Origin of the sequence: Streptomyces sp. NPDC013455, from assembly GCF_040632975.1 — a bacterium.
In the GTDB taxonomy this organism is placed as follows: Bacteria; Actinomycetota; Actinomycetes; order Streptomycetales; family Streptomycetaceae; genus Streptomyces.
In genome coordinates this window covers 72,814-96,318 of sequence record NZ_JBEYCX010000024.1, presented here as the reverse complement: position 1 = coordinate 96,318, position 23,505 = coordinate 72,814, and the positions used below count along the sequence as shown (strand labels likewise).

General features: G+C 72.5%; 24 protein-coding genes. 12 read left to right on the top strand and 12 right to left on the bottom strand.

The window, feature by feature from the left end; genetic code table 11:
* Positions 1-46 precede the first annotated feature (46 nt).
* Genes cobM through cobC form a run of 6 tightly spaced genes read left to right on the top strand, consistent with a single transcriptional unit; the run spans position 47 to position 6,379 of the window.
* A complete protein-coding gene (gene cobM / locus ABZ576_RS30140) occupies positions 47-865 on the top strand; it encodes a precorrin-4 C(11)-methyltransferase (RefSeq protein WP_360747703.1) in 819 nt (272 codons plus the stop codon).
* The gene (cbiE, locus tag ABZ576_RS30135; protein WP_360747700.1) at positions 862-2,097 is read left to right on the top strand and encodes a precorrin-6y C5,15-methyltransferase (decarboxylating) subunit CbiE; all 1,236 of its coding nucleotides are present in this window, start codon (positions 862-864) and stop codon (positions 2,095-2,097) included. Before cobM ends, cbiE begins: the two co-directional genes overlap by 4 nt.
* A complete protein-coding gene (gene cobJ, locus ABZ576_RS30130) occupies positions 2,094-3,794 on the top strand; it encodes a precorrin-3B C(17)-methyltransferase (protein WP_360747697.1) in 1,701 nt (566 codons plus the stop codon). The genes cbiE and cobJ overlap by 4 nt, the downstream gene beginning before the upstream one ends.
* On the top strand, positions 3,791-4,378 hold the full coding sequence (locus ABZ576_RS30125; RefSeq protein WP_360747694.1) for a precorrin-8X methylmutase: 588 nt from the start codon (positions 3,791-3,793) through the stop codon (positions 4,376-4,378). Before cobJ ends, ABZ576_RS30125 begins: the two co-directional genes overlap by 4 nt.
* Positions 4,375-5,307 carry a sirohydrochlorin chelatase gene (locus ABZ576_RS30120; RefSeq protein ID WP_360747691.1) on the top strand — a complete coding sequence of 311 codons (933 nt, stop codon included), beginning with the start codon at positions 4,375-4,377 and terminating at the stop codon, positions 5,305-5,307. Before ABZ576_RS30125 ends, ABZ576_RS30120 begins: the two co-directional genes overlap by 4 nt.
* Entirely contained in the window at positions 5,297-6,379 is a 1,083-nt protein-coding gene (gene cobC, locus ABZ576_RS30115) for an Rv2231c family pyridoxal phosphate-dependent protein CobC (RefSeq protein ID WP_360747688.1), read from the top strand. The genes ABZ576_RS30120 and cobC overlap by 11 nt, the downstream gene beginning before the upstream one ends.
* Positions 6,380-6,471: 92 nt before the next feature.
* Here the strand turns inward: cobC and ABZ576_RS30110 are convergent, their stop codons facing one another.
* The 5 genes from ABZ576_RS30110 to ABZ576_RS30090 form a co-directional block, all read right to left on the bottom strand.
* On the bottom strand, positions 6,472-7,374 hold the full coding sequence (locus ABZ576_RS30110) for an SCO1860 family LAETG-anchored protein (protein WP_360747685.1): 903 nt from the start codon (positions 7,372-7,374) through the stop codon (positions 6,472-6,474).
* A gap of 134 nt (positions 7,375-7,508) precedes the next feature.
* A complete protein-coding gene (locus ABZ576_RS30105; RefSeq protein ID WP_360747682.1) occupies positions 7,509-8,600 on the bottom strand; it encodes an amidohydrolase family protein in 1,092 nt (363 codons plus the stop codon).
* 18 nt (positions 8,601-8,618) lie between these two features.
* Positions 8,619-9,413, bottom strand: a complete 795-nt coding sequence (locus ABZ576_RS30100; protein WP_360747679.1) for an amino acid ABC transporter ATP-binding protein — start codon at positions 9,411-9,413, stop codon at positions 8,619-8,621.
* Positions 9,410-10,243, bottom strand: a complete 834-nt coding sequence (locus ABZ576_RS30095) for an amino acid ABC transporter permease (RefSeq protein ID WP_360747676.1) — start codon at positions 10,241-10,243, stop codon at positions 9,410-9,412. Before ABZ576_RS30095 ends, ABZ576_RS30100 begins: the two co-directional genes overlap by 4 nt.
* Positions 10,240-11,088, bottom strand: coding sequence for a transporter substrate-binding domain-containing protein (locus ABZ576_RS30090; RefSeq protein WP_360747673.1), 849 nt, complete (start codon positions 11,086-11,088; stop codon positions 10,240-10,242). The genes ABZ576_RS30095 and ABZ576_RS30090 overlap by 4 nt, the downstream gene beginning before the upstream one ends.
* 142 nt (positions 11,089-11,230) lie before the next feature.
* On the opposite strand from ABZ576_RS30090, the gene ABZ576_RS30085 reads away from it, so the two are divergent.
* From ABZ576_RS30085 to thpD, 5 genes are all read left to right on the top strand, one after another.
* Positions 11,231-12,331 carry an aminotransferase class V-fold PLP-dependent enzyme gene (locus tag ABZ576_RS30085; RefSeq protein WP_360747670.1) on the top strand — a complete coding sequence of 367 codons (1,101 nt, stop codon included), beginning with the start codon at positions 11,231-11,233 and terminating at the stop codon, positions 12,329-12,331.
* Between the two features lie 255 nt (positions 12,332-12,586).
* Entirely contained in the window at positions 12,587-13,117 is a 531-nt protein-coding gene (ectA, locus tag ABZ576_RS30080) for a diaminobutyrate acetyltransferase (protein ID WP_360747667.1), read from the top strand.
* Between the two features lie 69 nt (positions 13,118-13,186).
* Entirely contained in the window at positions 13,187-14,458 is a 1,272-nt protein-coding gene (gene ectB / locus ABZ576_RS30075) for a diaminobutyrate--2-oxoglutarate transaminase (protein ID WP_360747757.1), read from the top strand.
* Positions 14,459-14,477: 19 nt separating this feature from the next.
* Positions 14,478-14,882, top strand: a complete 405-nt coding sequence (locus ABZ576_RS30070; protein ID WP_360747665.1) for an ectoine synthase — start codon at positions 14,478-14,480, stop codon at positions 14,880-14,882.
* 6 nt (positions 14,883-14,888) lie between these two features.
* Complete coding sequence (thpD, locus tag ABZ576_RS30065; RefSeq protein WP_360747662.1) at positions 14,889-15,788, top strand: ectoine hydroxylase; 900 nt, start codon at positions 14,889-14,891, stop codon at positions 15,786-15,788.
* A 90-nt stretch (positions 15,789-15,878) separates the two neighbouring features.
* Here thpD and ABZ576_RS30060 read toward each other — a convergent pair whose 3' ends face one another.
* On the bottom strand, positions 15,879-16,940 hold the full coding sequence (locus ABZ576_RS30060; RefSeq protein ID WP_360747659.1) for an aminotransferase class V-fold PLP-dependent enzyme: 1,062 nt from the start codon (positions 16,938-16,940) through the stop codon (positions 15,879-15,881).
* 95 nt (positions 16,941-17,035) lie between these two features.
* Positions 17,036-17,755 (bottom strand): DsbA family oxidoreductase, encoded by a 720-nt coding sequence (locus tag ABZ576_RS30055; RefSeq protein WP_360747656.1) that lies wholly within the window; start codon positions 17,753-17,755, stop codon positions 17,036-17,038.
* A gap of 227 nt (positions 17,756-17,982) precedes the next feature.
* Here ABZ576_RS30055 and ABZ576_RS30050 point away from each other — a divergent pair, with 227 nt between their 5' ends.
* Positions 17,983-18,780: an HAD family acid phosphatase gene (locus ABZ576_RS30050; protein WP_360747653.1), complete on the top strand. Its 798-nt coding sequence runs from the start codon at positions 17,983-17,985 to the stop codon at positions 18,778-18,780.
* Positions 18,781-18,858: 78 nt separating this feature from the next.
* Here the strand turns inward: ABZ576_RS30050 and ABZ576_RS30045 are convergent, their stop codons facing one another.
* From ABZ576_RS30045 to ABZ576_RS30025, 5 genes are all read right to left on the bottom strand, one after another.
* Entirely contained in the window at positions 18,859-19,707 is an 849-nt protein-coding gene (locus ABZ576_RS30045; protein WP_360747650.1) for a hypothetical protein, read from the bottom strand.
* Entirely contained in the window at positions 19,704-20,273 is a 570-nt protein-coding gene (locus tag ABZ576_RS30040; RefSeq protein ID WP_360747647.1) for a SigE family RNA polymerase sigma factor, read from the bottom strand. Before ABZ576_RS30040 ends, ABZ576_RS30045 begins: the two co-directional genes overlap by 4 nt.
* A 250-nt stretch (positions 20,274-20,523) precedes the next feature.
* On the bottom strand, positions 20,524-21,978 hold the full coding sequence (locus tag ABZ576_RS30035) for a penicillin-binding transpeptidase domain-containing protein (protein ID WP_360747644.1): 1,455 nt from the start codon (positions 21,976-21,978) through the stop codon (positions 20,524-20,526).
* Between the two features lie 65 nt (positions 21,979-22,043).
* The gene (locus tag ABZ576_RS30030; protein ID WP_360747641.1) at positions 22,044-22,535 is read right to left on the bottom strand and encodes a GNAT family N-acetyltransferase; all 492 of its coding nucleotides are present in this window, start codon (positions 22,533-22,535) and stop codon (positions 22,044-22,046) included.
* A gap of 57 nt (positions 22,536-22,592) precedes the next feature.
* Complete coding sequence (locus ABZ576_RS30025; protein ID WP_360747638.1) at positions 22,593-23,366, bottom strand: IclR family transcriptional regulator; 774 nt, start codon at positions 23,364-23,366, stop codon at positions 22,593-22,595.
* Between the last annotated feature and the right edge of the window lie 139 nt (positions 23,367-23,505).

Below are 23,505 nucleotides of genomic sequence, written 5' to 3'. Positions count from 1 at the left end.
CTCCGGCAGCAACGACCGCAGCACTCCTAGGAGAGGACCGATTCCCATGGCCGATGCCCCCACCGGCAAGGTGACCTTCGTCGGTGCCGGCCCCGGCGCCGCCGACCTGTTGACGTTCCGTGCCGCGCGGGCCATCGCCGAGGCCGACGTCGTGATCTGGGCCGCCAGCCTGGTCCAGGCGGAGGTCCTCGAACACGCCCGCGGGGACGCCGAGATCCTGGACTCGGCGACCATGTCGCTGGAGGACGTCGTCGCGGTGTACCGACGTGCGTTCGAGGAGGGGCTGAGGGTCGCCCGGATCCACTCCGGCGACCCGGCCCTGTGGGGCGGCACCCAGGAGCAGCTGGACCGCTGCCAGGAGATCGGCATCGACACCGAGGTGGTCCCGGGCGTGTCCTCCTTCTCCGCGGTGGCCGCGCTGGCCCGGCGGGAGCTGACGATCCCCGAGGTCGCGCAGTCCGTGGTGCTGACCCGGCTGGGCGGGGGCAAGACGCCGATGCCGCCCGGGGAGGAGGTCCGCGAGTTCGCCCGGCACGGCACCACCATGGCGGTCTTCCTGTCGGCGGCGCGCAGCGGCCAGCTGGTGCGGGAGCTGCTGGAGGGCGGTTACCCCACGAGCACGCCGGTGGTCGTCGCCTACCAGGCGACCTGGCCGGAGGAGCTGGTCGTGAAGTGCACGATCGGCACGCTGGAGGAGACGGTCAAGGAGCACCGGCTCTGGAAGCACACGCTGTTCCTGGTCGGCCCGGCGCTGGACGCCCGGGGGACCCGCTCGCACCTGTACCACCCGGGGCACTTCCACGGCTACCGCAAGGCCGACCCGGAGGCCCGGCGGGCCCTGCGGGAGCAGAGGGCGAAGAGTTGATCACGGTCGTCGGTGCGGGCACGGGGGCGCCGGTGCCCGCGGACGTCCTCGCCGGGGCCGCGCTGGTCGTCGGCGGGCGGCGGCACCTGGGCGCCGTGCGGCTGCCCGAGGGCGCCGCGCGGGTGGTGCTCGGGCCGCTGGCGCCCGCCCTGGACGCCATCGCGGAGTACGTCGGCAAGGAGCTGCCGGTCGTGGTGCTGGCGTCCGGGGACCCGGGGTTCTTCGGGATCGTCCGGGCGCTGGCCGAGCGGTTCGGGCCCGGCCTGCTGGACGTGCGGCCCGGGGTGTCCTCCGTGGCCACCGCCTTCGCGCGGGTCGGGCTGCCCTGGGACGACGCGGTCGTGGTCAGCGCGCACGGCCGGGACCCGCGGACGGCGGTGCAGGTCTGCCGGGCGCGGCCGAAGGTGGCCGTGCTCACCGGACCGGGCGCCGGGCCCGCCGAGCTGGGAGCCGCGCTGCCGGCCGGCCGGGTCCTGGTCGTGGCGAGCGCCCTCGGTGACCCGGAGCGGGAGCGCGTGGAGCGGGTGACGCCCGCCGAGGCCGCGGCCCGGGACTGGGGCACGGCGGTGAACGTGGTGCTGTGTCTGGACGAGACGCGGGCGCTCGGTGCGGTGCGTACGGTCGCCGGGGTGCCGGAGCGGCCCGCGGGGTGGGCCCTGGACGAGGCCGAGTTCACGCACCGGGACTCGATGATCACGAAGTTCGAGGTGCGGGCGCTGGCCCTGGCCCGGCTGGGGCCGCGCCTCGGGGACCTGGTGTGGGACGTGGGTGCCGGGTCGGGCTCGGTCGCGGTGGAGTGCGCGCGGCTCGGCGCGGCCGTCGTCGCCGTGGAGAAGGCCCCGGACGGGGTGGAGCGGATCCGTGCCAACGCGGCCGCCCACGGCGTCGACGTGGAGGTGGTGCACGGCACGGCACCGCAGGCGCTGTCCGGTCTGGCCGGCGACCCCGACGCGGTGTTCGTCGGCGGCGGGGGCCGGGAGCTGCCCGCCGTCGTCACCGCCTGTGCCCGGCGGGCCCGGCGGACCGTGGTGGTCGCCATGGCCGCGCTGGACCGGGTGCCGGCGGCGCGCGCGGCGCTGACGGACGCCGGCTTCACCTGCGACGGGGTGCTGCTGCAGTCGTCGCGGCTCGCGCCGCTGCCCGGGGACGTGACCCGGCTGGCGGCCACCAATCCTGTGTTCCTGCTGTGGGGCGTGCGCACCCCGGCGTCTAGTGAAGGAGTTGCCCAGTGATCGGCCTCATTTCCGCCACCGCGGCGGGGGCGGCGGCGCGGGACCGGCTGGCCGCGGCCTGGCCGGACCGCACCCGCGTGTACGAGGGTCCCGTCGGCGAGGCGGTACGGGCCGCGTTCGCGGAGTGCGAGCAGCTGGTCTGCTTCCTGGCCACGGGAGCGGTGGTACGGCTGCTGGCGCCGCTGCTCGGCGACAAGACGGCCGACCCGGGCGTGGTGTGCGTGGACGAGGCCGGCCGGTTCGCGGTGGCGCTGCTCGGCGGGCACGGCGGCGGCGCCAACGCGCTCGCCCGCGCGGCCGGGGAGGTGCTCGGTGCCGAGCCGGTGGTGACGACCGCGACGGACGCCGTCGGACTGCCGGGCCTGGACACCCTGGGACTGCCGTACGAGGGTTCGGTCGCCATGGTCTCCCGGGCCCTGCTGGACGGCGAACCGGTCGCGCTGGAGGCCGAGGTGGCCTGGCCGCTGCCGCCGCTGCCGGTGTCGCCGCAGGGGTCGTACACCATCCGGCTCACCGACCGGGCCGTGGCGCCCGGCGAGCGGGAGGTGCTGCTCAGGCCGCCGACGCTGGTGGTCGGGGTCGGCGCGTCGAAGGGGGCGCCGGCGGCGGAGGTGCTCGGGCTGGTCGAGGAGGCGCTGCGCGAGGCCGGGCTGTCCGCGCGGTCGGTCGCCGAACTGGCCACCGTGGACGCCAAGGCGGAGGAGCCCGGCATCGTGGCCGCCGCCGAGCGGCTCGGGGTGCCCTTGGTGACGTACTCCGCCGAGGAGCTGTCGGCCGTGGCGGTGCCCAACCCGTCCGGTGCGCCGCTCGCGGCCGTCGGCACCCCGTCCGTGGCGGAGGCCGCCGCCCTGGTGCGCGGCGGTGAACTCCTCGTGCCCAAGCGGAAGTCGGAGCGTGCCGACGGGCGGCCGGCGATGGCGACCTGTGCCGTGGTGCGGCGTCCGGGGCGCGGGCGGCTCGCGGTGGTCGGGCTCGGGCCGGGCGCCCGGGACCTGCTCACCCCGCGCGCGGCGGCCGAGCTGCGGCGGGCCTCGGTGCTGGTCGGGCTCGACCAGTACGTGGACCAGATCCGCGATCTGCTGCGGCCGGGCACCCGGGTGCTGGAGTCGGGGCTCGGCGCGGAGGAGGAGCGGGCCCGTACGGCGGTCGCGGAGGCCCGCGCGGGACACGCGGTGGCGCTGATCGGCAGCGGGGACGCGGGCGTGTACGCCATGGCCTCCCCGGCGCTGGCCGAGGCGTCGGACGACATCGACGTGGTCGGGGTGCCCGGGGTGACGGCCGCGCTGGCCGCCGCGGCGATCCTCGGCGCGCCGCTGGGCCACGACCACGTGTCCATCAGCCTGTCCGACCTGCACACGCCGTGGGAGGTCATCGAGCGCCGGGTGCGCGCGGCGGCCGAGGCGGACATCGTGGTGACCTTCTACAACCCGCGCTCGCGGGGCCGGGACTGGCAGCTGCCCAAGGCGCTCGCCATCCTCGCCGAGCACCGGGAGCCGGCCACCCCGGTGGGGGTCGTGCGCAACGCCTCCCGGCCGGACGGGTCGAGCAGGCTCACCACACTCGCCGCGCTGGACCCGGCGACGGTCGACATGATGACGGTCGTGACCGTGGGCAACACGGCGACCCGGGAGGTCGGGGGCCGCATGGTGACCCCGCGCGGCTACCGCTGGCAGACGTCTCAGGAGGACGCCGAGTGAACCGTGTTGTCCACCCCATCGAGCAGGAGTCCTTCCGGCGGCTGCGCGCCCGCCTGGACACCTCGCACTTCCCGCCGCTGACCCGGGCGGTGGTGGAGCGGGTCATCCACTCCGCCGCCGACCTGGAGTACGCGACCGATCTCGTCATGGACGAGGACGACCTGGTGACGGCGCACGCCGCGCTGCACGCGGGGGCGCCCGTCGTCGTGGACGTGGAGATGGTCGCGGCCGGCATCACCCGGCGCGAGACCGTGTGCCGGCTGAGGGACGCGGGCTCCGGTCCCGGCCTGACCCGCTCGGCGCACGCCGTCCGGCTCGCCTACGAGCAGGTCGGGCCGGGCGCCCTGTGGGTGATCGGCTGTGCGCCGACCGCCCTGGAGGAGCTGCTGACCCTGGACGCCTCCCCCGCACTCGTGATCGGTCTGCCCGTCGGCTTCGTCGGCGCGGCCGAGTCCAAGGCCGCGTTGCGGGAGAGCGGACTGCCCGCCGTCAGCAACGTGTCCGAGAAGGGCGGTTCGGCGGTCGCCGCCGCCGCGCTCAACGCCCTGCTGTACCACCCCGTTTCACCCGAGGAGATCCCGTGACCACCCCGCCCGCCCTGCTCATCGCCGGACACGGCACCCGTGACGACGCCGGAGCCGAGGCGTTCCGCGACTTCGTCCGCGAGCTGGGGCGCCGCAACCCCGGGCTGCCCGTCGCCGGCGGCTTCATCGAACTGTCCCCGCCGCCGCTGGGCGAGGCCGTCACCGAACTGGTCGAGCAGGGGGTGCGCCGGTTCGCGGCCGTGCCGCTGATGCTCGTGTCCGCCGGGCACGCCAAGGGCGACATCCCGGCCGCGCTGGCCCGCGAGAAGGAACGGCACCCGGGTATCTCGTACGCCTACGGCCGCCCGCTCGGCCCGCACCCGGCGCTGCTGACCGTGCTGGAACGGCGGCTGGACGAGGCGCTGGGAAGCACCGCCCGCACGCCCGAGGACCGGGCGGAGGTCACCGTGCTGCTCGTCGGGCGCGGGTCCACCGACCCCGACGCCAACGCCGAGGTGTTCAAGGCGGCGCGGCTGCTGTGGGAGGGCCGTGGCTACGCCGGGGTGGAGACGGCGTTCGTGTCGCTGGCGGCGCCGGACGTGCCGAGCGGCCTGGACCGGTGCGTCGCGCTCGGCGCGAAGCGGATCGTCGTGCTGCCGTACTTCCTGTTCACCGGGATCCTGCCGGACCGGGTGCGGCAGCAGACCGAGGGCTGGGCCGCCGCGCACCCGCAGGTCGACGTGCGGTCGGCCGACGTCATCGGGCCCGAGCCGGAGCTGCTGGACCTGGTGATGGAGCGGTACCGGGAGGCCGTCGAGGGCGATCTGCGGATGAACTGCGACTCGTGCGTGTACCGGATCGCGCTGCCGGGCTTCGAGGACAAGGTGGGGCTGCCGCAGCAGCCGCACTTCCACCCGGACGACGACGGTCACCACCACGGGCACGGGCACCACCATCACGGGGGGCACTCGCACAGCCATGCGCACTGAGGAGACCGGCGACTGCGGGCACGACCTGCGGCACCACGGGGACGCCGAGGTGCGGGACGACGGGGCCGCGCTGGTGGACCTCGCCGTCAACGTCCGCGCGGACACGCCCCCGCCGTGGCTGCGGGAGGAGATCGCCGGTTCGCTGTCGTCCCTCGCGGCCTACCCGGACGGGCGGGCCGCGCGGGCGGCGGTGGCGGCACGGCACGGGCTGACGGTCGACCGCGTGCTGCTGACGGCGGGGGCCGCGGAGGCGTTCGTGCTGATCGCCCGCGCCCTGAAGGTCCGTCGGCCGGTGGTGGTGCACCCGCAGTTCACCGAGCCTGAGGCGGCGCTGCGGGATGCCGGGCACAGCGTGGACCGGGTGCTGCTGCGGGCGGAGGACGGGTTCCGGCTGGATCCGGCGGCCGTCCCGGAGGACGCCGACCTGGTGGTGATCGGCAACCCCACCAACCCGACGTCCGTCCTGCATCCGGCGGAGACGGTCGTCCGGCTCGCCCGTCCGGGCCGGACGCTGGTGGTCGACGAGGCGTTCATGGACGCGGTGCCGGGCGAGCGGGAGGCGCTGGCCGGGCGGGCGGACGTGCCGGGTCTCGTCGTGCTGCGCAGCCTCACCAAGACGTGGGGGCTGGCCGGGCTGCGCATCGGCTACGTGCTGGCCGCGCCCGAGGTGATCGCCGAGCTGGAGCGGGCCCAGCCGTTGTGGCCGGTGTCGACGCCGGCGCTGGCGGCGGCCGAGGCGTGCGTGGCGCCGCGGGCGCTGGCGGAGGCGGGGCACGCGGCGCACCGCATCGCCGCGGACCGGGCCCACCTGGTGGCGGAGCTGTCGGCTCTCGCGTCCCGCGGGGTCCGGGTGGCCGGGCCCGCGGAGGGGCCGTTCGTGCTGGTGCGGATGCCGGACGCGGCCCGGGTGCGGCGGCGGTTGCGGGAGCTCGGTTACGCCGTGCGCCGGGGCGACACGTTCCCGGGCCTCGGTGCCGAATGGGTGCGGGTCGCCGTACGGGACCGTGCGACGGTGAGCGGCTTCGTCGCGGCCCTGTCCGCCGCCCTCCCGCCGCCCGGCTCGCCCGGCTGAGAGGCCGGGCCCGGACGGCTGCCGGCGGGGGCCGGGCGGCCGCTCCCCGCCCCGGGGGACGGCGGGGCGGGGAGCGGCCTGCCGGCGGGGCGTCAGTTCTTGCGGCGGCGGGTCACCGCCACCGCTCCCCCGCCGGCCAGCAGCAGCGCCAGCGCACCGCCGGCGATGTACGGGGTCGCCGCGCTGCCGCCGGTCTCCGCGAGGTCGGCCCGGGCGCCCTGCGGGCGGACGGCGGCGGCCGGGTCGTGGCTCGGCACCGGCTTCCCGGTGGGCGGGACCATCGGGGACTCGCAGGTCGCCTGGGCGAGGGTGACGGTGCCCTGGACGTCGGCCACGTTGAGTTTCAGTGGGTTGACGGAGACCTTGAGCCGGAGGGCGGTCGCGGCGGCCGTGCGGGTCGTCGTGGTCCGCTCGGAGAGATCGAGGCGGACCTCGCCGACGCCGGGCACCTCGACCTCCACCGGGCCGGTGGCGGTCAGGGTGACGCGCTTGCCGAGGACGGTGACGGCACCGAGCACGTTCGCGGAGGCGGCCGGTGCCCGGCCGGCCTCGCAGGTCGCCTTGGCGGTGATCGTGTCGGCCCGGATCAGGGACAGCAAGGGCAGCCCCGGCAGGTGCAGCTCGGCGTGGGCGACCCGGACCGAGCCCTCGGCCCGTTTCGCCGTCACCGTGGCCTCGGCCTCGGCGACGTCCGCGCCGAGCACGGTGAACGGCTTGCCGCCGTTGACGCCGTCGAGCCGGGCGGACAGCGCGGTCCGGTCGGCGCTCTGCGGGGCGTGCACCTCGTTGAGGGAGACCGCGAGCGGGACGCGCACGGTCCGGTCGAGCAGGGACACGTCGAGTCCGGTGCGCAGGACGACGGCGGAGGCGCGACCGTGGCCGGTGGTCGCGTGCGCGGCGCCCGCGCCCAGGGCCGCGGGCGCCGCGGTGAGGGCGGTGACCGTCGCCAGTGCGGCCAGCCGGCGTGCGGGCATGCGGAAGTCGTTGCTGTTCAAGGTGGTGGGACCCCCAGACGGGACTTGCTTGGGACCCGTCAACCTTGTACGCGGTGTGGGTGAACGGTCAGCGTTCCCGGGCTACTTCACTCCAACGTGGAAATCCCGCACGCCGATTCGAATCACGGGTACGTCTACTCGACGACCCGCCCGTTCAGCACCACCCGTCGCGGCGCCGCCAGCACCCGTACGTCCGCCCGGGGATCGGCCTCGTACACCACGAGGTCGGCCGGGGCGCCCTCCACGAGACCGGGAGAGGCGAGGAAGTCGCGGGCCGCCCAGCACGCCGCCGACACGGCGTCCACTGCGGGGATCCCGGCGGTGACCAGCTCCGCCACCTCGGCCGCTATCAGGCCGTGCGGCAGCGAGCCGCCGGCGTCCGTGCCGACGTACACCGGGATCCCTGCGTCGTAGGCGTTGCGGACGGTGTCGTAGCGGCGCTCGTGCAGCCGGCGCATGTGCGCCGACCAGCGCGGGAACTTGGCGTCGCCGCCGTCCGCGAGCTTCGGGAAGGTGGCGATGTTGACGAGGGTGGGGACGATCGCGACCCCGCGCTCGGCGAACAGCGGGATCAGCTCGTCGGTCAGGCCGGTCGCGTGCTCGATGCAGTCGATGCCCGCCTCGACCAGGTCGCGCAGGGAGCTCTCGGCGAAGCAGTGGGCGGTGACGCGGGCGCCGCGCCGGTGGGCCTCGGCGATGGCCGCCTCGACGGCCTCGCGGGGCCAGCAGGGGGCGAGGTCGCCGAGGCCGCGGTCGATCCAGTCCCCGACCAGCTTGACCCAGCCGTCGCCGCGCTCGGCCTCCTGGGCGACGTACGCGACGAGTTCGCCGGGTTCGATCTCCCAGGCGTAGTTGCGGATGTAGCGGCGGGTGCGGGCGATGTGCCGGCCGGCGCGGATGATCTTCGGGAGGTCGGCGCGGTCGTCGATCCAGCGGGTGTCGGAGGGGGATCCGGCGTCCCGGATGAGCAGGGTGCCCGCCTCCCGGTCGGTCAGCGCCTGCTTCTCGGCGGTGTCCCGGTCGACCGGGCCGTGCGCGTCGAGGCCCACGTGGCAGTGGGCGTCGGCCAGTCCGGGCAGCGCCCAGCCCTCGACGGTCCGGACGTCCCGGGCGGTGGCGGGCCGGTGGTGGGTCACCCGGCCCCCGACCACCCACAGCTCGTCGCGGACCTCGTCGGGCCCGACCAGGACCCGGCCCTTCACGTGCAGCACCGCGCCATCGCTCATGCACGGCACCTTAACGGCCTACGGTCCGCTCTTCCCCACCTGGTCGGAGGTCTCCTCCTCGACCTCGGCCATCGCCGGGTCGAGCAGGCGGGAGAGGAAGTGCCGGGTGCGCTCGTGCCGCGGGGCGCCGATGACCTGGCCGGGGCTGCCGTCCTCGACGACGACCCCGCCGTCCATGAAGACGACCCGGTCGGCGACCTCGCGGGCGAAGGTCATCTCGTGGGTGACGACCATCATCGTCATGCCCTCCCGGGCGAGCATGCGCATGACGGCGAGGACGTCCCCGACGAGTTCGGGGTCGAGCGCGGAGGTCGGCTCGTCGAACAGCATGACCTCGGGGCCCATGGCGAGCGCGCGGGCGATGGCGACGCGCTGCTGCTGGCCGCCGGAGAGGGAGGACGGGTAGGCGTCCGCCTTCTCGGACAGGCCGACCCGGGCCAGGTTCTCGGCGGCGACCCGCGCGGCGGTCGCCTTGTCCCGCCCGAGGACCCGGCGCTGGGGCAGCGTGAGGTTCTCGGTGACGCTCAGGTGCGGGAAGAGGTTGAACTGCTGGAAGACCATGCCGATCCGGCGGCGTACGGCGTCGATGTCGACGTCCGGGTCGGTCACCTCGGTGCCGCCGACGAAGACCTGGCCCTTGCTGGGCTCCTCCAGGAGGTTCACGCAGCGCAGCAGCGTCGACTTGCCGGAGCCGGACGGGCCGATCACACAGACGACCTCGCCCTGCCCGATCTCCAGGTCGATGCCGCGCAGCACCTCGTTGTCGCCGAAGGACTTGTGCAGTCCGCGTACCTCGATCTCCGGGCGGCTCACCGGATCGCCTCCTGGGCCTTGGACTCCATACGGCGGACGACGAAGCTGAGCGGGATGGTGACCAGCAGGTAGCACAGGCCCGCGACCAGGATCGGCGTGGAGTTGGCGGTCGTGCTGGCCAGGTCGCGGCCGAACTTGGACAGTTCCCGCTCCTCCAGGGTGACGCCGAGGAACAGCACCAGCGAGGAGTCCTTGAAGAGCAGGACGAGTTCGTTGGTGAGCGGCGGCAGGATGATCCGGAAGGCCTGCGGAATGATGATGGAGACCATGGCCTTCGCGGGCGAGAAGCCGAGCGACCGGGCCGCCTCCATCTGGCCCTTGGGCACGGCCTGGATGCCGGCGCGGATGGTCTCGGCCATGTAGGCCGCCGAGACCAGGCCGAGCGCGAGGGCGACCTTGCCGTAGGTCCCGCCGGGGATCTCCGTGCCGGGGAACGCCAGGGGCACGGCGACGCCGACGAAGATGAAGATCAGCAGGGCGGGCAGGCCGCGGAAGATCTCGATGTAGATGCCCGCAAGCCAGCGGTAGGGCCCCACGGACGACAGCCGCATCAGCGCGATGACCATGCCGAGGACGAGGCCGACGACGAAGCCGGACAGCGTGTAGAGCACGGTGTTCTTCAGCGCCAGCGTGATGACGTCCGGGAACATCTGCTGCGCGATGTCCGCCTGCGCGAACTGGTTCTGCAGCCGGTCCCAGTCGGCCGTGACCGCGAAGGCGATCACGGCGGCGGCGAAGACGGCGTACTGCGCGCCCCGCGACAGGCTGCGCTTCTGCCGCCGGGTCAGCCCCTTCTTCTTCGGCTGGAGTGCTGTGTCCGTATCGGTCATGAGGCGGCGGGAGAGGCGACGGACGCCTCGTACGGACCGATCCACTGCTCGTAGATCTTCTTGTACGTGCCGTCGGCCTTGGCGGTCTTGAGCGCCTTGTTGATGGCGTCGAGCAGCGCCTTGTTGCCCTTCTTGACCGTGAAGCCGTACTGCTCACCGGTCTTGAGGTTGTCGACCACCTTGAACTTGTCCGCGTTGGCCTTGTCCTTCAGCCAGCCCTGGACGACCGGGTAGTCGATGACGACGGCCTGGACCTGGCCGGTGCGCAGGCCGTTGAGGACGGCGTCGGAGGACTCGAAGGAGACCGGGTCGTAGCCCTTGGTCTTGACGTAGTCCTCGCCGGTGGTCTGCGCCTGCGCGCCGAGCTTCTTGCCCTTGGCCTTGACGTCGGCGAGCGAGCCGATCCCGCTGCTCTTGTCGACCAGGACGGCCTGGGTGGCCTCGAAGTACGGGTCGGAGAAGTCGACGTTCTTCTTGCGCTCGTCGGTGATGGTCATGCCGGCGGCGGCCAGGTCGCACTCGCCCGAGTTCAGGAACGCGCCGGTCTTGAAGTTCTCGAAGGGCGTGTCGCGGATGTCCTGCTTGACGCCGAGGTCCTTGGCGACCAGGTCGATCAGGGAGACGTCGAAGCCCTGCACCTTGCCGTCGATCTCCGACTGGAACGGCGGATAGGGCAGGTGGGTGCAGGTGGTCAGCTGCCCGCCCTTGACCAGGTGGACGCCCTTGACGGTGGTCTTGCCGCTCTCCGAGTCGCTGGAGGAGCAGCCGGCCACGGCGAGCACGAGTGCGGCGGTCGCGGTGGTGGCGGCCAGAAGGCGGGTCCGGCGGCCGGGAAGCGTTGTCATGGAGGGATCGTCTCCTGTGGGGGAAGCGTAGGTTCCGATTATAAGGAAGTGTTTGGGCTGCTCAAATCAAACCGATGGTAACGGAGCCGTTGGACCTAAGATCGAGGGAGTCGACCGAAGCGAACAAAGGAAGAGCACCGCCGTGACCCACCCCTTCCTCGATCTGCCCCCGCTGAGTGCCGAGCGCTTCGCCGCCATCGAGGACGGGGTGGCCCGGCTGCTGGGCACCCGGCAGGACGTCCTGATCACCCAGGGCGAGGCGCTGCTGCCGCTGGAGGGCGCGATCCGCTCGGCGGCCGGTCCGGGCACGGTGGCCCTGAACGTGATCACGGGCCCCTACGGCCAGACCTTCGGCGACTGGCTGCGCGACGCCGGCGCCACGGTGCACGACCTCTCCGTGCCGTTCCACACGGCGGTGACCGCGGAGCAGGTCCGGGAGGCGTTCGCCGAGCACCCGGAGATCGACTTCGTGTCGCTGGTGCACGCGGAGGCGGCGACCGGCAACACCAACCCGGTCGCGGAGATCGGCGAGGCGGTACGGGAGCAGGGTGCCCTCTTCTACCTGGACGCGGTGGCCTCGGTGGGCGCGGAGCCGGTGCTGCCGGACGCGTGGGGCGTGGACCTGTGCGTGATCGGGGCGCAGAAGGCGATGGGCGGCCCGGCGGGTGTGTCGGCGATCTCGGTGAGCGAGCGGGCGTGGGCCCGGATGGCCGCCAACCCGAACGCCCCGCGCCGCTCCTACCTCTCCCTGCTGGACTGGAAGGACCGCTGGATCGACGCCGGCCGCAAGGCGCTGCCGCACGCTCCGGCGCAGCTGGAGATGCTGGCGCTGGAGGCGTGCCTGGAGCGGATCGAGGCGGACGGCCCGGAGGCGGTGATGGCCCGGCACCGGCGCGCCGCGCTGGCGTCGCGGGCCGGTGCGGTGGCGCTGGGCGGGGGCCTGGAGCCGTACGTGTACGCGGAGAGGGACGCGGCACCGGTCGCGACGACCCTGCGGGTGCCGTCCGGCGTGGTGGCCTCGGAGCTGGTGGCGCGGGCCCTGGAGAGCGACCCGGCGCTGCCGCTGGCCGCGGGCGGGGGCGCACTGGCCCGGGAGATGATCCGGGTCAACCACTACGGCCCCGACGCGACCCGGGACGCGGTGGCGAACTCCCTGGCGGCCCTGGGCGCGGCGCTGGCCGAGCGGGGCGCGCCCGTGGACCCGGCCGGTGCCCGCCGGGCCGTGGAGAACATCTGGCGTTGAATTCAATTCCCTTTCACAATTCCCGCCGATTTCCCGGACGATAGCTTCCCGTCTTCTTCTGCCCGCTTTTTGCAGAGCTAAACAGGGGAGTTTGCCGACGGATTTTCCGCACTTAACGGTCTGTGACACACTCCACAGCGAAGGCGATTTGTCATGGTTTGATGCGGGACAATACGGACATTCCTCGGTGGTGCACGGCAGCTCCCGTCAGAGCTGTCGTGCATTTTCGAATTCGCCTCGCTAAATTCGTGCCGCATGACTGCCGCACTCGCAGACCTTCTCATCGAACGGCCGGCGACGACCGACGGAGCCGCGCTCTGGCGTCTCGCCAAGGACTCGAAAACCCTCGACCTGAACTCGTCCTACAGCTATCTGCTGTGGTGCCGGGACTTCGCCGGCACCACGGCGGTGGCCCGCGGTGCGGACGGGCAGCCGGTCGGTTTCGTCACCGGATACCTGCGGCCGGACCGCCCCCGCACCCTGCTCGTCTGGCAGGTGGCCGTCGACGCCGCCCACCGGGGCCACGGCATCGCCGCCGCCCTGCTGGACGGCCTGGTCGCACGGCTCGTCGCCGAGCAGGGCATCACGGGGCTGGAGACCACCATCACCCCGGGCAACACCGCCTCCGAGCGCCTGTTCACCTCGTTCGCCGAGCGGCACGGCGCACGGGTCGACCGCGAGGTGCTGTTCCGCTCCGGCCTGTTCCCGGACGGCCCGCACGACCCCGAAGTCCTCTACCGCATCGGCCCGCTGACCGGCTCCGCCCCCACCGCACCGGCCCGCTGACCGCCCCCCACACACACCCACCGCATCGGCCCGTTGACCGACTCCACCCCCACCGAGGAGCGCATCACCGTGACCATCACCCAGCCCGACCTCAGCGTTTTCGAGACCGTCGAGTCCGAGGTCCGCAGCTACTGCCGCGGCTGGCCCACCGTCTTCGACCGCGCGCAGGGCAGCCGGATGTACGACGAGGACGGCCATGCCTACCTCGACTTCTTCGCCGGTGCCGGCTCACTCAACTACGGTCACAACAATCCGGTGCTGAAACGGGCGCTGATCGACTATCTGTCCCGGGACGGGGTCACCCACGGCCTGGACATGTCGACCACGGCCAAGCGGTCCTTCCTGCAGACCTTCCAGGACCTGGTGCTGCGCCCGCGTGACCTGCCGTACAAGGTCATGTTCCCGGGGCCGACGGGCACCAACGCCGTCGAGTCCGCGCTGAAGCTGGCCCGGAAGGTGAAGGGGCGCGAGGCGATCGTGTCGTTCACCAACGCCTTCCACGGCATGTCCCTCGGCTCGCTCGCGGTCACCGGCAACGCCTTCAAGCGGGCCGGCGCGGGCATCCCGCTGGTGCACGGCACCCCGATGCCGTTCGACAACTACTTCGACGGCACGGTCCCGGACTTCCTGTGGTTCGAGCGGCTGCTGGAGGACCAGGGCTCCGGCCTCAACAAGCCCGCCGCCGTGATCGTGGAGACCGTACAGGGCGAGGGCGGCATCAACGTCGCCCGGCCCGAATGGCTGCGCGCGCTCAAGGAGCTGTGCGAGCGGCAGGACATGCTGCTGATCGTCGACGACATCCAGATGGGCTGCGGCCGTACCGGCGCCTTCTTCTCCTTCGAGGAGGCGGGCATCACGCCGGACATCGTCACCGTGTCCAAGTCGATCAGCGGGTACGGGCTGCCGATGGCCCTGTGCCTGTTCCGGCCGGAGCTGGACGTCTGGGAGCCGGGCGAGCACAACGGCACCTTCCGCGGCAACAACCCGGCGTTCGTGACCGCCACCGCGGCCCTGGAGACGTACTGGACCGACGGCTCGGCCATGGAGAAGCAGACCCGCGCCCGCGGCGAGCAGGTCGAGCGCGCGCTGATCGCCATCACCGAGGAGAACCTCGCCGACGTCAAGGAGTACCGCGGACGCGGGCTCGTCTGGGGCCTGGAGTTCCACGACAAGGCGCGCGCCTCGCGGATCGCCCGGCGCGCCTTCGAGCTGGGGCTGCTCATCGAGACGTCCGGCCCGGAGAGCGAGGTGGTCAAGCTGCTGCCCGCGCTCACCGTCACCCCCGACGAACTGGACGAGGGGCTGAGCATCCTCGCCCGCGCCGTCCGGGAAACCGTCTAGCAAGGAGGAGGACAGCACCGTGATCGTCCGTTCGTTCAAGGACATCGAAGGCACGGACCGGCACGTGAGGGCCAAGTCCGGCACCTGGGAGAGCAAGCGGATCGTCCTCGCCAAGGAGCGGGTCGGCTTCTCCCTGCACGAGACCATCCTGTACGCCGGCACCGAGACGTCGATGTGGTACGCCAACCACGTCGAGGCCGTCGTCTGCACCAAGGGCGAGGCCGAACTCACCGACCACGAGGCCGGCACGACGTACACCATCACGCCCGGCACCATGTACCTCCTCGACGGGCACGAGCGGCACACGCTGCGCGTCAAGGAGGACTTCCACTGCATCTGCGTCTTCAACCCGCCCGTGACCGGACGGGAGGACCACGACGAGAACGGCGTCTACCCGCTGCTCACCGAGCCCGAGGAGGTCTGACACACGATGGCCACCGCCACCGCCACCGTCACCGATCTGTACCCCACCCGCGGCACCGCCGAGGTGACCGTCCCGCGCCAGGACCCGGTCGTCTGGGGCGCTCCGGACACGCCGGGCCCCATCGCGACCGCCGACCTCCAGGCGTACGAGCGGGACGGCTTCCTCGCCGTCGACCAGCTGATCACCCCCGACGAGGTCGAGGTGTACCGGCGTGAGCTGGACCGGCTGGTCTCCGATCCGGCGATCCGCGCCGACGAGCGCTCGATCGTGGAGCCGAAGTCGAAGGAGATCCGGTCGGTCTTCGAGGTGCACCGGATCAGCGAGGTCTTCGCGAACCTGGTGCGCGATCCGCGGGTCGTCGGGCGCGCCCGCCAGATCCTCGGCTCGGACGTGTACGTCCACCAGTCCCGGATCAACGTCAAGCCGGGCTTCGGAGCGAGCGGCTTCTACTGGCACTCGGACTTCGAGACCTGGCACGCCGAGGACGGTCTGCCGAACATGCGGACGGTGTCCGTCTCGATCGCGCTGACCGAGAACCACGACACCAACGGCGGCCTGATGATCATGCCGGGTTCGCACCGGACGTTCCTGGGCTGTGCCGGCGCCACGCCGAAGGACAACTACAAGAAGTCGCTGCAGATGCAGGACGCGGGCACGCCCTCGGACGAGGCGCTGACCGCGCTGGCCGGCGAGTACGGCATCAAGCTGTTCACCGGCAAGGCCGGGTCGGCGACCTGGTTCGACTGCAACTGCATGCACGGCTCCGGCGACAACATCACGCCGTTCCCGCGCAGCAACGTCTTCATCGTGTTCAACAGCGTGGAGAACACGGCGGTGGAGCCGTTCGCGGCACCGGTGCGCCGGCCGGAGTTCATCGGCGCCCGGGACTTCACCCCGGTGCGGTAGCCGCCGGCCGCCCCCGAGCTCCGGGCCGGGACCTCCTGTGTGGGACGGGAGGCCCCGGCCCGGTCGTGCCGGCGGGCGGCGGCCCGCCGGTCAGCCGTCCAGCGCCGCCAGCAGCCGGTCCACGTCCGCGGCCGTGTTGTAGAGGTGGAAGGCCGCGCGCAGGTGGCCCGCGCGGTCGGAGACCTCGATGCCCGCCTCGCTCAGCCGGGGCTGCCGGGAGCCGAGTCCGGGGACGGAGACGATGGCCGAACCGGGGGCGGGCACCGGTTCGTGGCCGAGATCCGCGAGGCCGGCGCGGAACCGGTCGGCGAGGGCGAGGTCGTGGGCGTGGATCGCGGCCACCCCGAGCTCCTCGACGAGTTCGAGGGAGCGGCGCAGGCCCGCGAAGGTGAACAGGGCGTGGGTGAGGTCGAAGCGCCGGGCCGAGCGGGCGAGTTCGGCCACCGGGCCGTAACAGCTGTCCCAGGGCCGCTCGGCCGCCACCCAGCCCGCGAGCACCGGGGTCAGTCCGCCGAAGTCCTCCGGGACGGTGAGGAAGGCCGCGCCGTGCGGGCCCATCAGCCACTTGAAGGAGACGCTCGCGGTGAAGTCGTGGGCGTCCGCCTCCATCGGCAGCCAGCCGGCGGCCTGGGAGAAGTCGACGTAGGTGCGGGCACCGTGGGCGCGGGCGGCCTCGCGCAGGGCGGGCAGGTCGGCGATCCGGCCGTCGGCGGACTGGGCGGCGCTGACCGCGACGAGGGCCGTGCCCGGCCGGACGGACTCGGGGATCCGCTCCAGCGGGACCGTGCGCACCTTGAGGTCCCCGCGGACGTGGAAGGGGTTCAGTACGGAGGTGAAGTCGGCCTCGGCCGTCAGCACTTCGGCGCCCGCGGGCAGCGAGGCGGCGATCACGCCGGTGTGCGCGGCGACCGAGGCGCCCACCGCGACCCGGTCGGCCGGGACACCGGCGAGCCGGGCGAAGGCGGCCCGGCAGTTCTCGACGTCGTCGTGCAGCGGGGTCAGCGGCCGGCCCTCGGCCCGCAGCAGCGCCGCCGCCTGGAGGGCGGCGACGGTACGGGCGGGCAGCAGGCCGTTGCTCGCGGTGTTGAGGTAGCTGCTCCGCGGGCTGAACTCGGCGCGGACGAGGCTGTCGAACGTCTCCGTGAGGTCCATGGGACCACTCTGCGGTCCGGGGAACTGCCCGTCCATTGCGGATTTTTACGTGGTTCCTCTCAGAAACCCTTATACGTCCGCGCCGACCTGGGGTTTCAGCCGTGCTGCGGGACGGCGCAGCCGTCCGGGCCGCACGCCTCGGCGTCACCCCGGCCGACCGGCCGCAGCGGCGTCCGCTCGCCCCAGGCCTGGGCCAGCGCCTGGCCGAAGACCTCGGCGGGCTGGGCGCCGGAGACGCCGTACTTCCGGTCGAGGACGAAGAAGGGCACCCCGGTCGCGCCGAGCGCGGCCGCCTCGCGCTCGTCGGCGCGGACCTCGTCGGCGTACGCGTCCGGGTCGGCGAGCACCGCGCGGACCGCGTCGGCGTCCAGTCCGGCCTCCACGGCCAGCGCCACCAGACGCTCGTCGCCCTCGGTGAAGACGGACCGCTCCTCGGCGAAGTTGGCCCGGTAGAGGATCTGGATCAGCCGGTCCTGCCTGCCGTGTTCCTTGGCGAGGTGCAGCAGGCGGTGCATGTCGAAGGTGTTGCCGTGGTCGCGGTCGCGGGTGCGGTAGTCCAGGCCCTCGGCGGCGGCCTGGGCGCCGAGGTTGTCCTCACCGGCCTGGGCCTGCGCCTCGCTCATGCCGTACTTCCTGGTCAGCATGGTGATGACCGGCTGCACATCGCCCTTGGCGCGGCCCGGGTCCAGCTCGAAGGAACGGTGCACCACCTCGACCTGGTCGCGGTGCGGGAAGGCAGCCAGCGCCTTCTCGAAGCGGGCCTTGCCCACGTAGCACCAGGGGCAGGCGATGTCGCTCCAGATCTCGACGCGCATGTCTTCGGCTCTCTCCGGTTCGGACGCATGGGTGCGGGGTCCCTCCCCGCGCGAGTACATGAACGTTCAAGCAGGCGGATCCATTCCCGCGCCGGGCACGGGCCGCACGCCCGGCATGAACATGTTCACCATATCGATCGGATAACAAGGCTCGCCGTATGTTTGTGATGCGCGTAGACAGTCTCCGACCTGGTACATCACTCTCAATCACCAGATCCGGAGAATCCATGCGGAAGTCCCTCAAGGCGGTCGCGGCCGGTGCCGCCTGTCTCGTCGCCGGTGCGGCGCTGTACGGCGCGGGCGCGGCCACCGCCGGCCAGTCGACGGCGAACTCCACCCACGAGCCGTACAACATCGGCGTCCTGGTGAAGGACATCGACACCTACTACGGCACCACCGCCGGCGCCGACGGCGTCTACCAGGCGTCCCCGGACAGCCCGTACGCCCAGGACCTCGCGCGCATCGACGCCGACGCCAGGCGCTACATCGACAAGGCCGCCCGCAAGGCGCACCACCGGGGCGAGAAGCCGGCCGTCGTCTTCGACATCGACGACACCCTGCTGCTCAGCCTCGACTACGAGAAGCGCTACAACTACACGTACAACTCCGCCACGTGGGCCGACTACGTGAACAAGGCCGACCGTCCGGCCGTCTTCGGCAGCCCCGAGCTGGTGCGCTACGCCGAGTCCAAGGGTGTCGAGGTCTTCTACAACTCGGGCCTGAGCGAGGCGCAGCGCGCCGCCGCCGTCGAGAACCTGAAGAAGGTCGGCGCCGATGTGAACCTCGACGCCGGTCACATGTTCCTCAAGGACAAGGCCAACCCGCCGGCCTACCTGAAGGACTGCGCCACCCCGGGCACCTGGACCTGCACGACCGTGCAGTACAAGTCCGGTACGCGGGCGCACATCGAGGACGACCTGGGCTACGAGATCATCGCCAACTTCGGCGACCAGTACTCGGACCTGGAGGGCGGTCACGCGGACCGCACGTACAAGCTGCCGAACCCGACCTACTTCGTCTCCTGACGCCGGGCCGCAGTTCCTGAGCAGCCGCTCGCACCCGGCCCCCGTCACCGGCAGCACCGTGCCGTGGCGGGGGCCGTCTCACGAGCCGTCGTGGACGGCGAAGTCGCCGGTCACCGCGTACCGCCGGTCCGCCGCCGTGCCGGTGATCGTGTAATCGTCGTCCTTGGCGTCCCGGCCCCCGCGCGCGTGGTCGTACTGCCCGGCGAACACCCATCGGCCCGCCGGGACCGTGCGCCCCTCCTTCAGCGTCCAGGTGTAGACGACGAACCCGTCCCGCTCGGTGACGCCCAGCGTGAAGTCGCCCTCCGGCAGCGAGCGCCAGGCGCCCGCCGACGTCACGCCGCCGGTCTGCGCGATCTTCAACTCCACCGTCAGCGAGGTCAGCCGTTGCGAGGTCTTCACGGTGACGTTGCTCTGCGCCCAGAAGTCGTTGCTGTGCGGGTCGACCGAGCCGTCCGACCACAGCGGGCCGTCCTGCTCGGCGCGGGCCACCGGCGGCCGGGCCGGGGCCGTCGCACCCGGGGTGCGGGAAGGAAAGGCCTCCGGTGTGCGGGACGGCTCGGCCGTGCCCTCGCCGTCCGGCGCCGGGGGCGGGGCCGGGAAACGGACGGGGGGCCGGGACGTCGCCGTCGGCGGGGGCGTGGACGTCGGGGAGCCCGCCACCGCCGGCCGCACCGGCGGATCGTCCTTGACCGCGGCCGCCACCGCGTAGCCTCCGACCGCGAGCACACCGGCCACCGCGGCCGTAGCGCCGGCCACCCGGAACCACCCCGACAGCGCCGGGCGTACGGCCCGGTGGTCCGGCCGGGGCCGCCCGGCCATGCCGCGCTCGACCCGGGCCAGGATCCGCGCGCGGTCGGGTTCGTGGGCCTCGGCCGCCTGGTGCAGCCGGGCGCGCAGCTCGTCGTGCACGTCCTGCTGCCTCATCGGTTCTTTCCTCCGCTCTCGCCGCCCCGGGACGCCATCGCCGCGTGCACCCGCCGCGCATCGCCCTGCGGGCCGAGCAGCCGCTGCAGTTCGGCCATGCCCTTGGACGTCTGGCTCTTAACCGTACCCAGGGACACTCCGAGCGCGAGCGCCGTGTCCTTCTCCGACAGGTCGAAAGCGTGCCGGAGCACCACACACGCCCGTTTCCGGAACGGCAGTCTGCGCAGTGCCTCCTGAACGTCCACCACGCCGGCGACGTCGGGGTTCTCGGTCCTCTCCTCGCCGCGCGGCCAGAACAGCGCGATCCGGCGGCGCTCGCGCACCGCGCTGCGGACGCGGGTGCGGGCCATGTTGGCGACCACGCCCCGCGCGTACGCCACCGGATGGTCGGCCGCGCGCACCCGGTCCCAGCGGTGCCACAGCGCCAGCAGCGCGTCCGCCGCGAGGTCGTCCGCGGCATCCGCCTCCCCCGTCAGCAGGTGGGCGAGACGCGCCAGTTCGGCGTAGTGCCGTTCGAAGAAGACATGGAACTCCACGGAGGCGGCGTCGTCGACGACTGTGCCCACGGGTGACCTCTTCTCGGTGCAGCTCTGTGAGTGTCATGTGTATGACATGCGAAGGTCCGGAGGACCGCCCGGACGGAGATCCGGAGCGTAGCAGTGATCGTTTGGCGCAGGCCGTACGGGGGGTCGGACAACGTGTGGCCGTCCGAACAGGATTCCCCGACGCGGAGAAAACCAGAAGAGGGCGGGGGCGGCTGCCGGGAAGCCGCCCCCGCGACGGTGCCTGCCGCACCGCGGTCCGCGTGAGCGCGGCCTACTTGACCGCGGCCTGCATCATCGCCCTGGCCACCGGGGCCGCCAGACCGTTGCCGCTCACCTCGGAGCGCGCCGCGTCCGACTGCTCGACCATCACCGCCACGGCCACCTCCTTGCCGTTGCCGTCGGACTTGGCGTAGGACGTGAACCAGGCGTACGGCGTCTTGCTGTTGTTCTCGCCGTGCTGGGCCGTACCCGTCTTGCCGCCGACGGTCACCCCGTCGATCAGCGCGTTCGTACCGGTGCCGTCCTTCACCACCGTCCGCATCGCCGACTGGAGCTGCTCGGCGGTGGAGGAGCTGATGACCTCCTCGGTGTCCGCGGCGTCGTCGTAGTCCTGCAGCACGTCACCGCCGCTGTCGGTGATCTGCGACACCATGTGCGGCGAGACCAGCTTGCCGCCGTTGGCAATGGTCGCGGACACCATGGCCATCTGGAGCGGGGTCGCGGTGACGTCGAACTGGCCGATGCCGGTCAGGGCCGTCTGCGCCTTGTCCATGCCGGAGGGGTACACGCTGGCGTAGGCCCGCACCGGCACGTCCCGCTCGTCGTCGTTGAAGCCGAACCTCTCGGCCATGGCCTTCACCTTGTCCTGCCCGAGGTCGACGGCCATCTTGCCGAAGACGTTGTTGCAGGAGTACTGCAGGGCCACACGGATCGAGGCGTTCTCGCACGGCGCGGATTTGTTCTCGTTCTCCAGCGGGCGGACCGTGCCCGGCAGGGTGTAGGGGTCGGGACTCCTGGTGTGCTGGTCCACGTTCGCGTACAGACCGTCTTCCAGCGCGGCGGCCGCCACGACCAGTTTGAACGTCGATCCCGGCGGCAGCGGCTGGCGCAGCGCGCGGTTGGTGAGCGGCTTGTCCTCGTCCGCGTTGAGCGACTTCCACGCCTTGCCTGCGGTGTTCGCGTCGGTCAGCGAGGAGGGGTCGTAGGACGGCGTGGAGACCGAGGCGAGGATCCTGCCTGTCTTCGGGTCGATCGCGACGGCCGCCCCCTTGTTGTCACCCAGGGCGCGGTAGGCCGCCTTCTGCACGGCCGGGTCGATGGTCGTGAGGACGTTGCCCGGGTCGGCGCGCCGGCCGGTGACCGTGTCCATGACGGTCTTCAGCCGGTTGTCGGTGCCGTTGAGCAGGTCCTTGTAGATGCCCTCCAGCTGGGTGGGCGCGTAGGCCTGCGAGGCGTAGCCCGTCACCGCCGCGTACAGCTCGCCGTCCTCGTACGTCCGCTTGTACGCGAGGTCGCTCCCCTTCGTCCGTGCCGAGCCGGTGATCGCGTCCCCGGCCACGATGATGTTCCCGAGGGGCCGCGAGTAGGTCGCGATCGCGTTCCGCCGGTTGTCGTTGTCGTCCGCGAGGGCCTGGCCGTCGTAGTACTGCAGCCATGTCGCCCTGACCAGCAGGGCGAGCACGAGCAGCAGCGAGAAGACGGACGCCCGCCTGATCGTCTTGTTCATCCCGCTCGGAAGACGAGCGAGAAGGGGGGGATCGTTCCCGTACGCCCGGCTTTCTCATCCGGCGTTCAGGAAGCCCCCCGGGCGGTGTCGGCCCCCAGGCGCAGCACGACTTCCTCGATCTCCTCGCCCCGCCCGTTCGCGAAGCCCCGGGCCCGGGCCGTCTCCCGGAAGCCGCACTTCTCCAGCACGCGCAGCGAGGCGGTGTTGTCGGCCGCCGCCCGCGCGTACAGCGGCCGTTCGGGCACCTCGGCGAGCAGGGCCCGCAGGGCCGCCGTCGCCACCCCGCGGCCCCAGCAGGCGCGGTCGATCCAGTACGTCACCTCGCGCCCGCCCGCTTCGCCGTAGACGGCGGTGCTGCCCACCACCCGTCCGTCGGCCAGCACGGTGCGCGGCACGGCGTCGGACGCCCGGATCCGGTGCCACCAGGCGTCGAACGCGGCCCGGTCGCCGTTGTCCTCGGGTCCGAACGCGGCCATCCGGACGGCCACCGGGTCGGTCATCTGCCGGAAGAACACCGGCAGATCGCCGTCCTGAACGGCACGCAGCACGATCTCCATGGTGCCGAGCCTACGGCCGGCGCGGCCCGGGGCCCGGGATTGCGCCGGCCCCGCGGCTCAGAGCCTGCGGGTGGCCAGGGTGAGCCGGTCCCGGGCGTCGAAGAGCGCGTCCTTGATCATCTGTTCGTGGGCGGGGGTGAGGCGGGCCACCGGGACCGAGCAGCTGATGGCGTCCCGGGCGGGCGTGCGGTACGGAATGGCCACGCCGAAGCAGCGCAGCCCCAGCGTGTTCTCCTCCCGGTCGACCGCGAAGCCCTGCTCCCTGACCTGGTGGAGCTCCTCGATGAGCTTCTCCCGGTCGGTCAGGGTGTGCTCGGTGAGGGCGGGCAGCGTCTCGGGCAGCAGCTTGCGGACCTGCTCGTCGGTGTAGGTGGCGAGGATCGCCTTGCCGAGCGAGGTGGAGTGGGCGGGCAGGCGCCGGCCGACCCGGGTGAACGGACGCAGGTAGTGCTGGGACTGGCGGGTGGCCAGGTAGACCACGTTGGTGCCGTCGAGCCGGGCGAGGTGGATGGTCTCCGTGGTGTCGTCGGAGAGCCGGTCCAGGGTCGGACGGGCGGCGGCCACCACCTCGTCGCCGTCGATGTAGGAGGTGCCGACCAGCAGCGCCCGCACGCCGATCCCGTACCGCGTGCCCGTCGCGTCCGTCTCCACCCAGCCCAGCTCCACGAGTGTGCGCAGCAGCATGTACAGACTGGACTTGGGGTATCCCACGGCCTCCTGCACGGCCGCGAGGGAGTGCATACCGGGCCGGCCGGCGAAGTATTCGAGCAGCTCAACGGTCCGTACCGCGGACTTGACCTGCGCCCCGCCCCCTGTGTCGCCTGCCGTCATCGCCCTTGACCCCTTCGTTCGACGAGGACCTGAGTTATATAGTCTCCGAGCAGCGTATTCATCATCAGAGACAGTGTTCAGTATATCGAACGCGGCTGATGGTGTGAGCCTGGATCGTCGTAGATAGTGCGGCCTTTAC

Bases quoted from the DNA above. Each gene is read 5' to 3' on its own strand.
- thpD (WP_360747662.1), top strand. From the start codon at position 14,889: ATGGCCACCGCCACCGCCACCGTCACCGATCTGTACCCCACCCGCGGC.
- ABZ576_RS30035 (WP_360747644.1), bottom strand. From the start codon at position 21,978: ATGAACAAGACGATCAGGCGGGCGTCCGTCTTCTCGCTGCTGCTCGTG.
- ABZ576_RS30030 (WP_360747641.1), bottom strand. From the start codon at position 22,535: ATGGAGATCGTGCTGCGTGCCGTTCAGGACGGCGATCTGCCGGTGTTC.
- ABZ576_RS30025 (WP_360747638.1), bottom strand. From the start codon at position 23,366: ATGACGGCAGGCGACACAGGGGGCGGGGCGCAGGTCAAGTCCGCGGTA.
- ABZ576_RS30060 (WP_360747659.1), bottom strand. From the start codon at position 16,940: ATGGACCTCACGGAGACGTTCGACAGCCTCGTCCGCGCCGAGTTCAGC.
- ABZ576_RS30095 (WP_360747676.1), bottom strand. From the start codon at position 10,243: ATGACCGATACGGACACAGCACTCCAGCCGAAGAAGAAGGGGCTGACC.
- ABZ576_RS30105 (WP_360747682.1), bottom strand. From the start codon at position 8,600: ATGAGCGATGGCGCGGTGCTGCACGTGAAGGGCCGGGTCCTGGTCGGG.
- ectA (WP_360747667.1), top strand. From the start codon at position 12,587: ATGACTGCCGCACTCGCAGACCTTCTCATCGAACGGCCGGCGACGACC.
- cobM (WP_360747703.1), top strand. From the start codon at position 47: ATGGCCGATGCCCCCACCGGCAAGGTGACCTTCGTCGGTGCCGGCCCC.
- ABZ576_RS30090 (WP_360747673.1), bottom strand. From the start codon at position 11,088: ATGACAACGCTTCCCGGCCGCCGGACCCGCCTTCTGGCCGCCACCACC.
- ABZ576_RS30050 (WP_360747653.1), top strand. From the start codon at position 17,983: ATGCGGAAGTCCCTCAAGGCGGTCGCGGCCGGTGCCGCCTGTCTCGTC.
- cobC (WP_360747688.1), top strand. From the start codon at position 5,297: ATGCGCACTGAGGAGACCGGCGACTGCGGGCACGACCTGCGGCACCAC.
- ABZ576_RS30055 (WP_360747656.1), bottom strand. From the start codon at position 17,755: ATGCGCGTCGAGATCTGGAGCGACATCGCCTGCCCCTGGTGCTACGTG.
- ABZ576_RS30045 (WP_360747650.1), bottom strand. From the start codon at position 19,707: ATGAGGCAGCAGGACGTGCACGACGAGCTGCGCGCCCGGCTGCACCAG.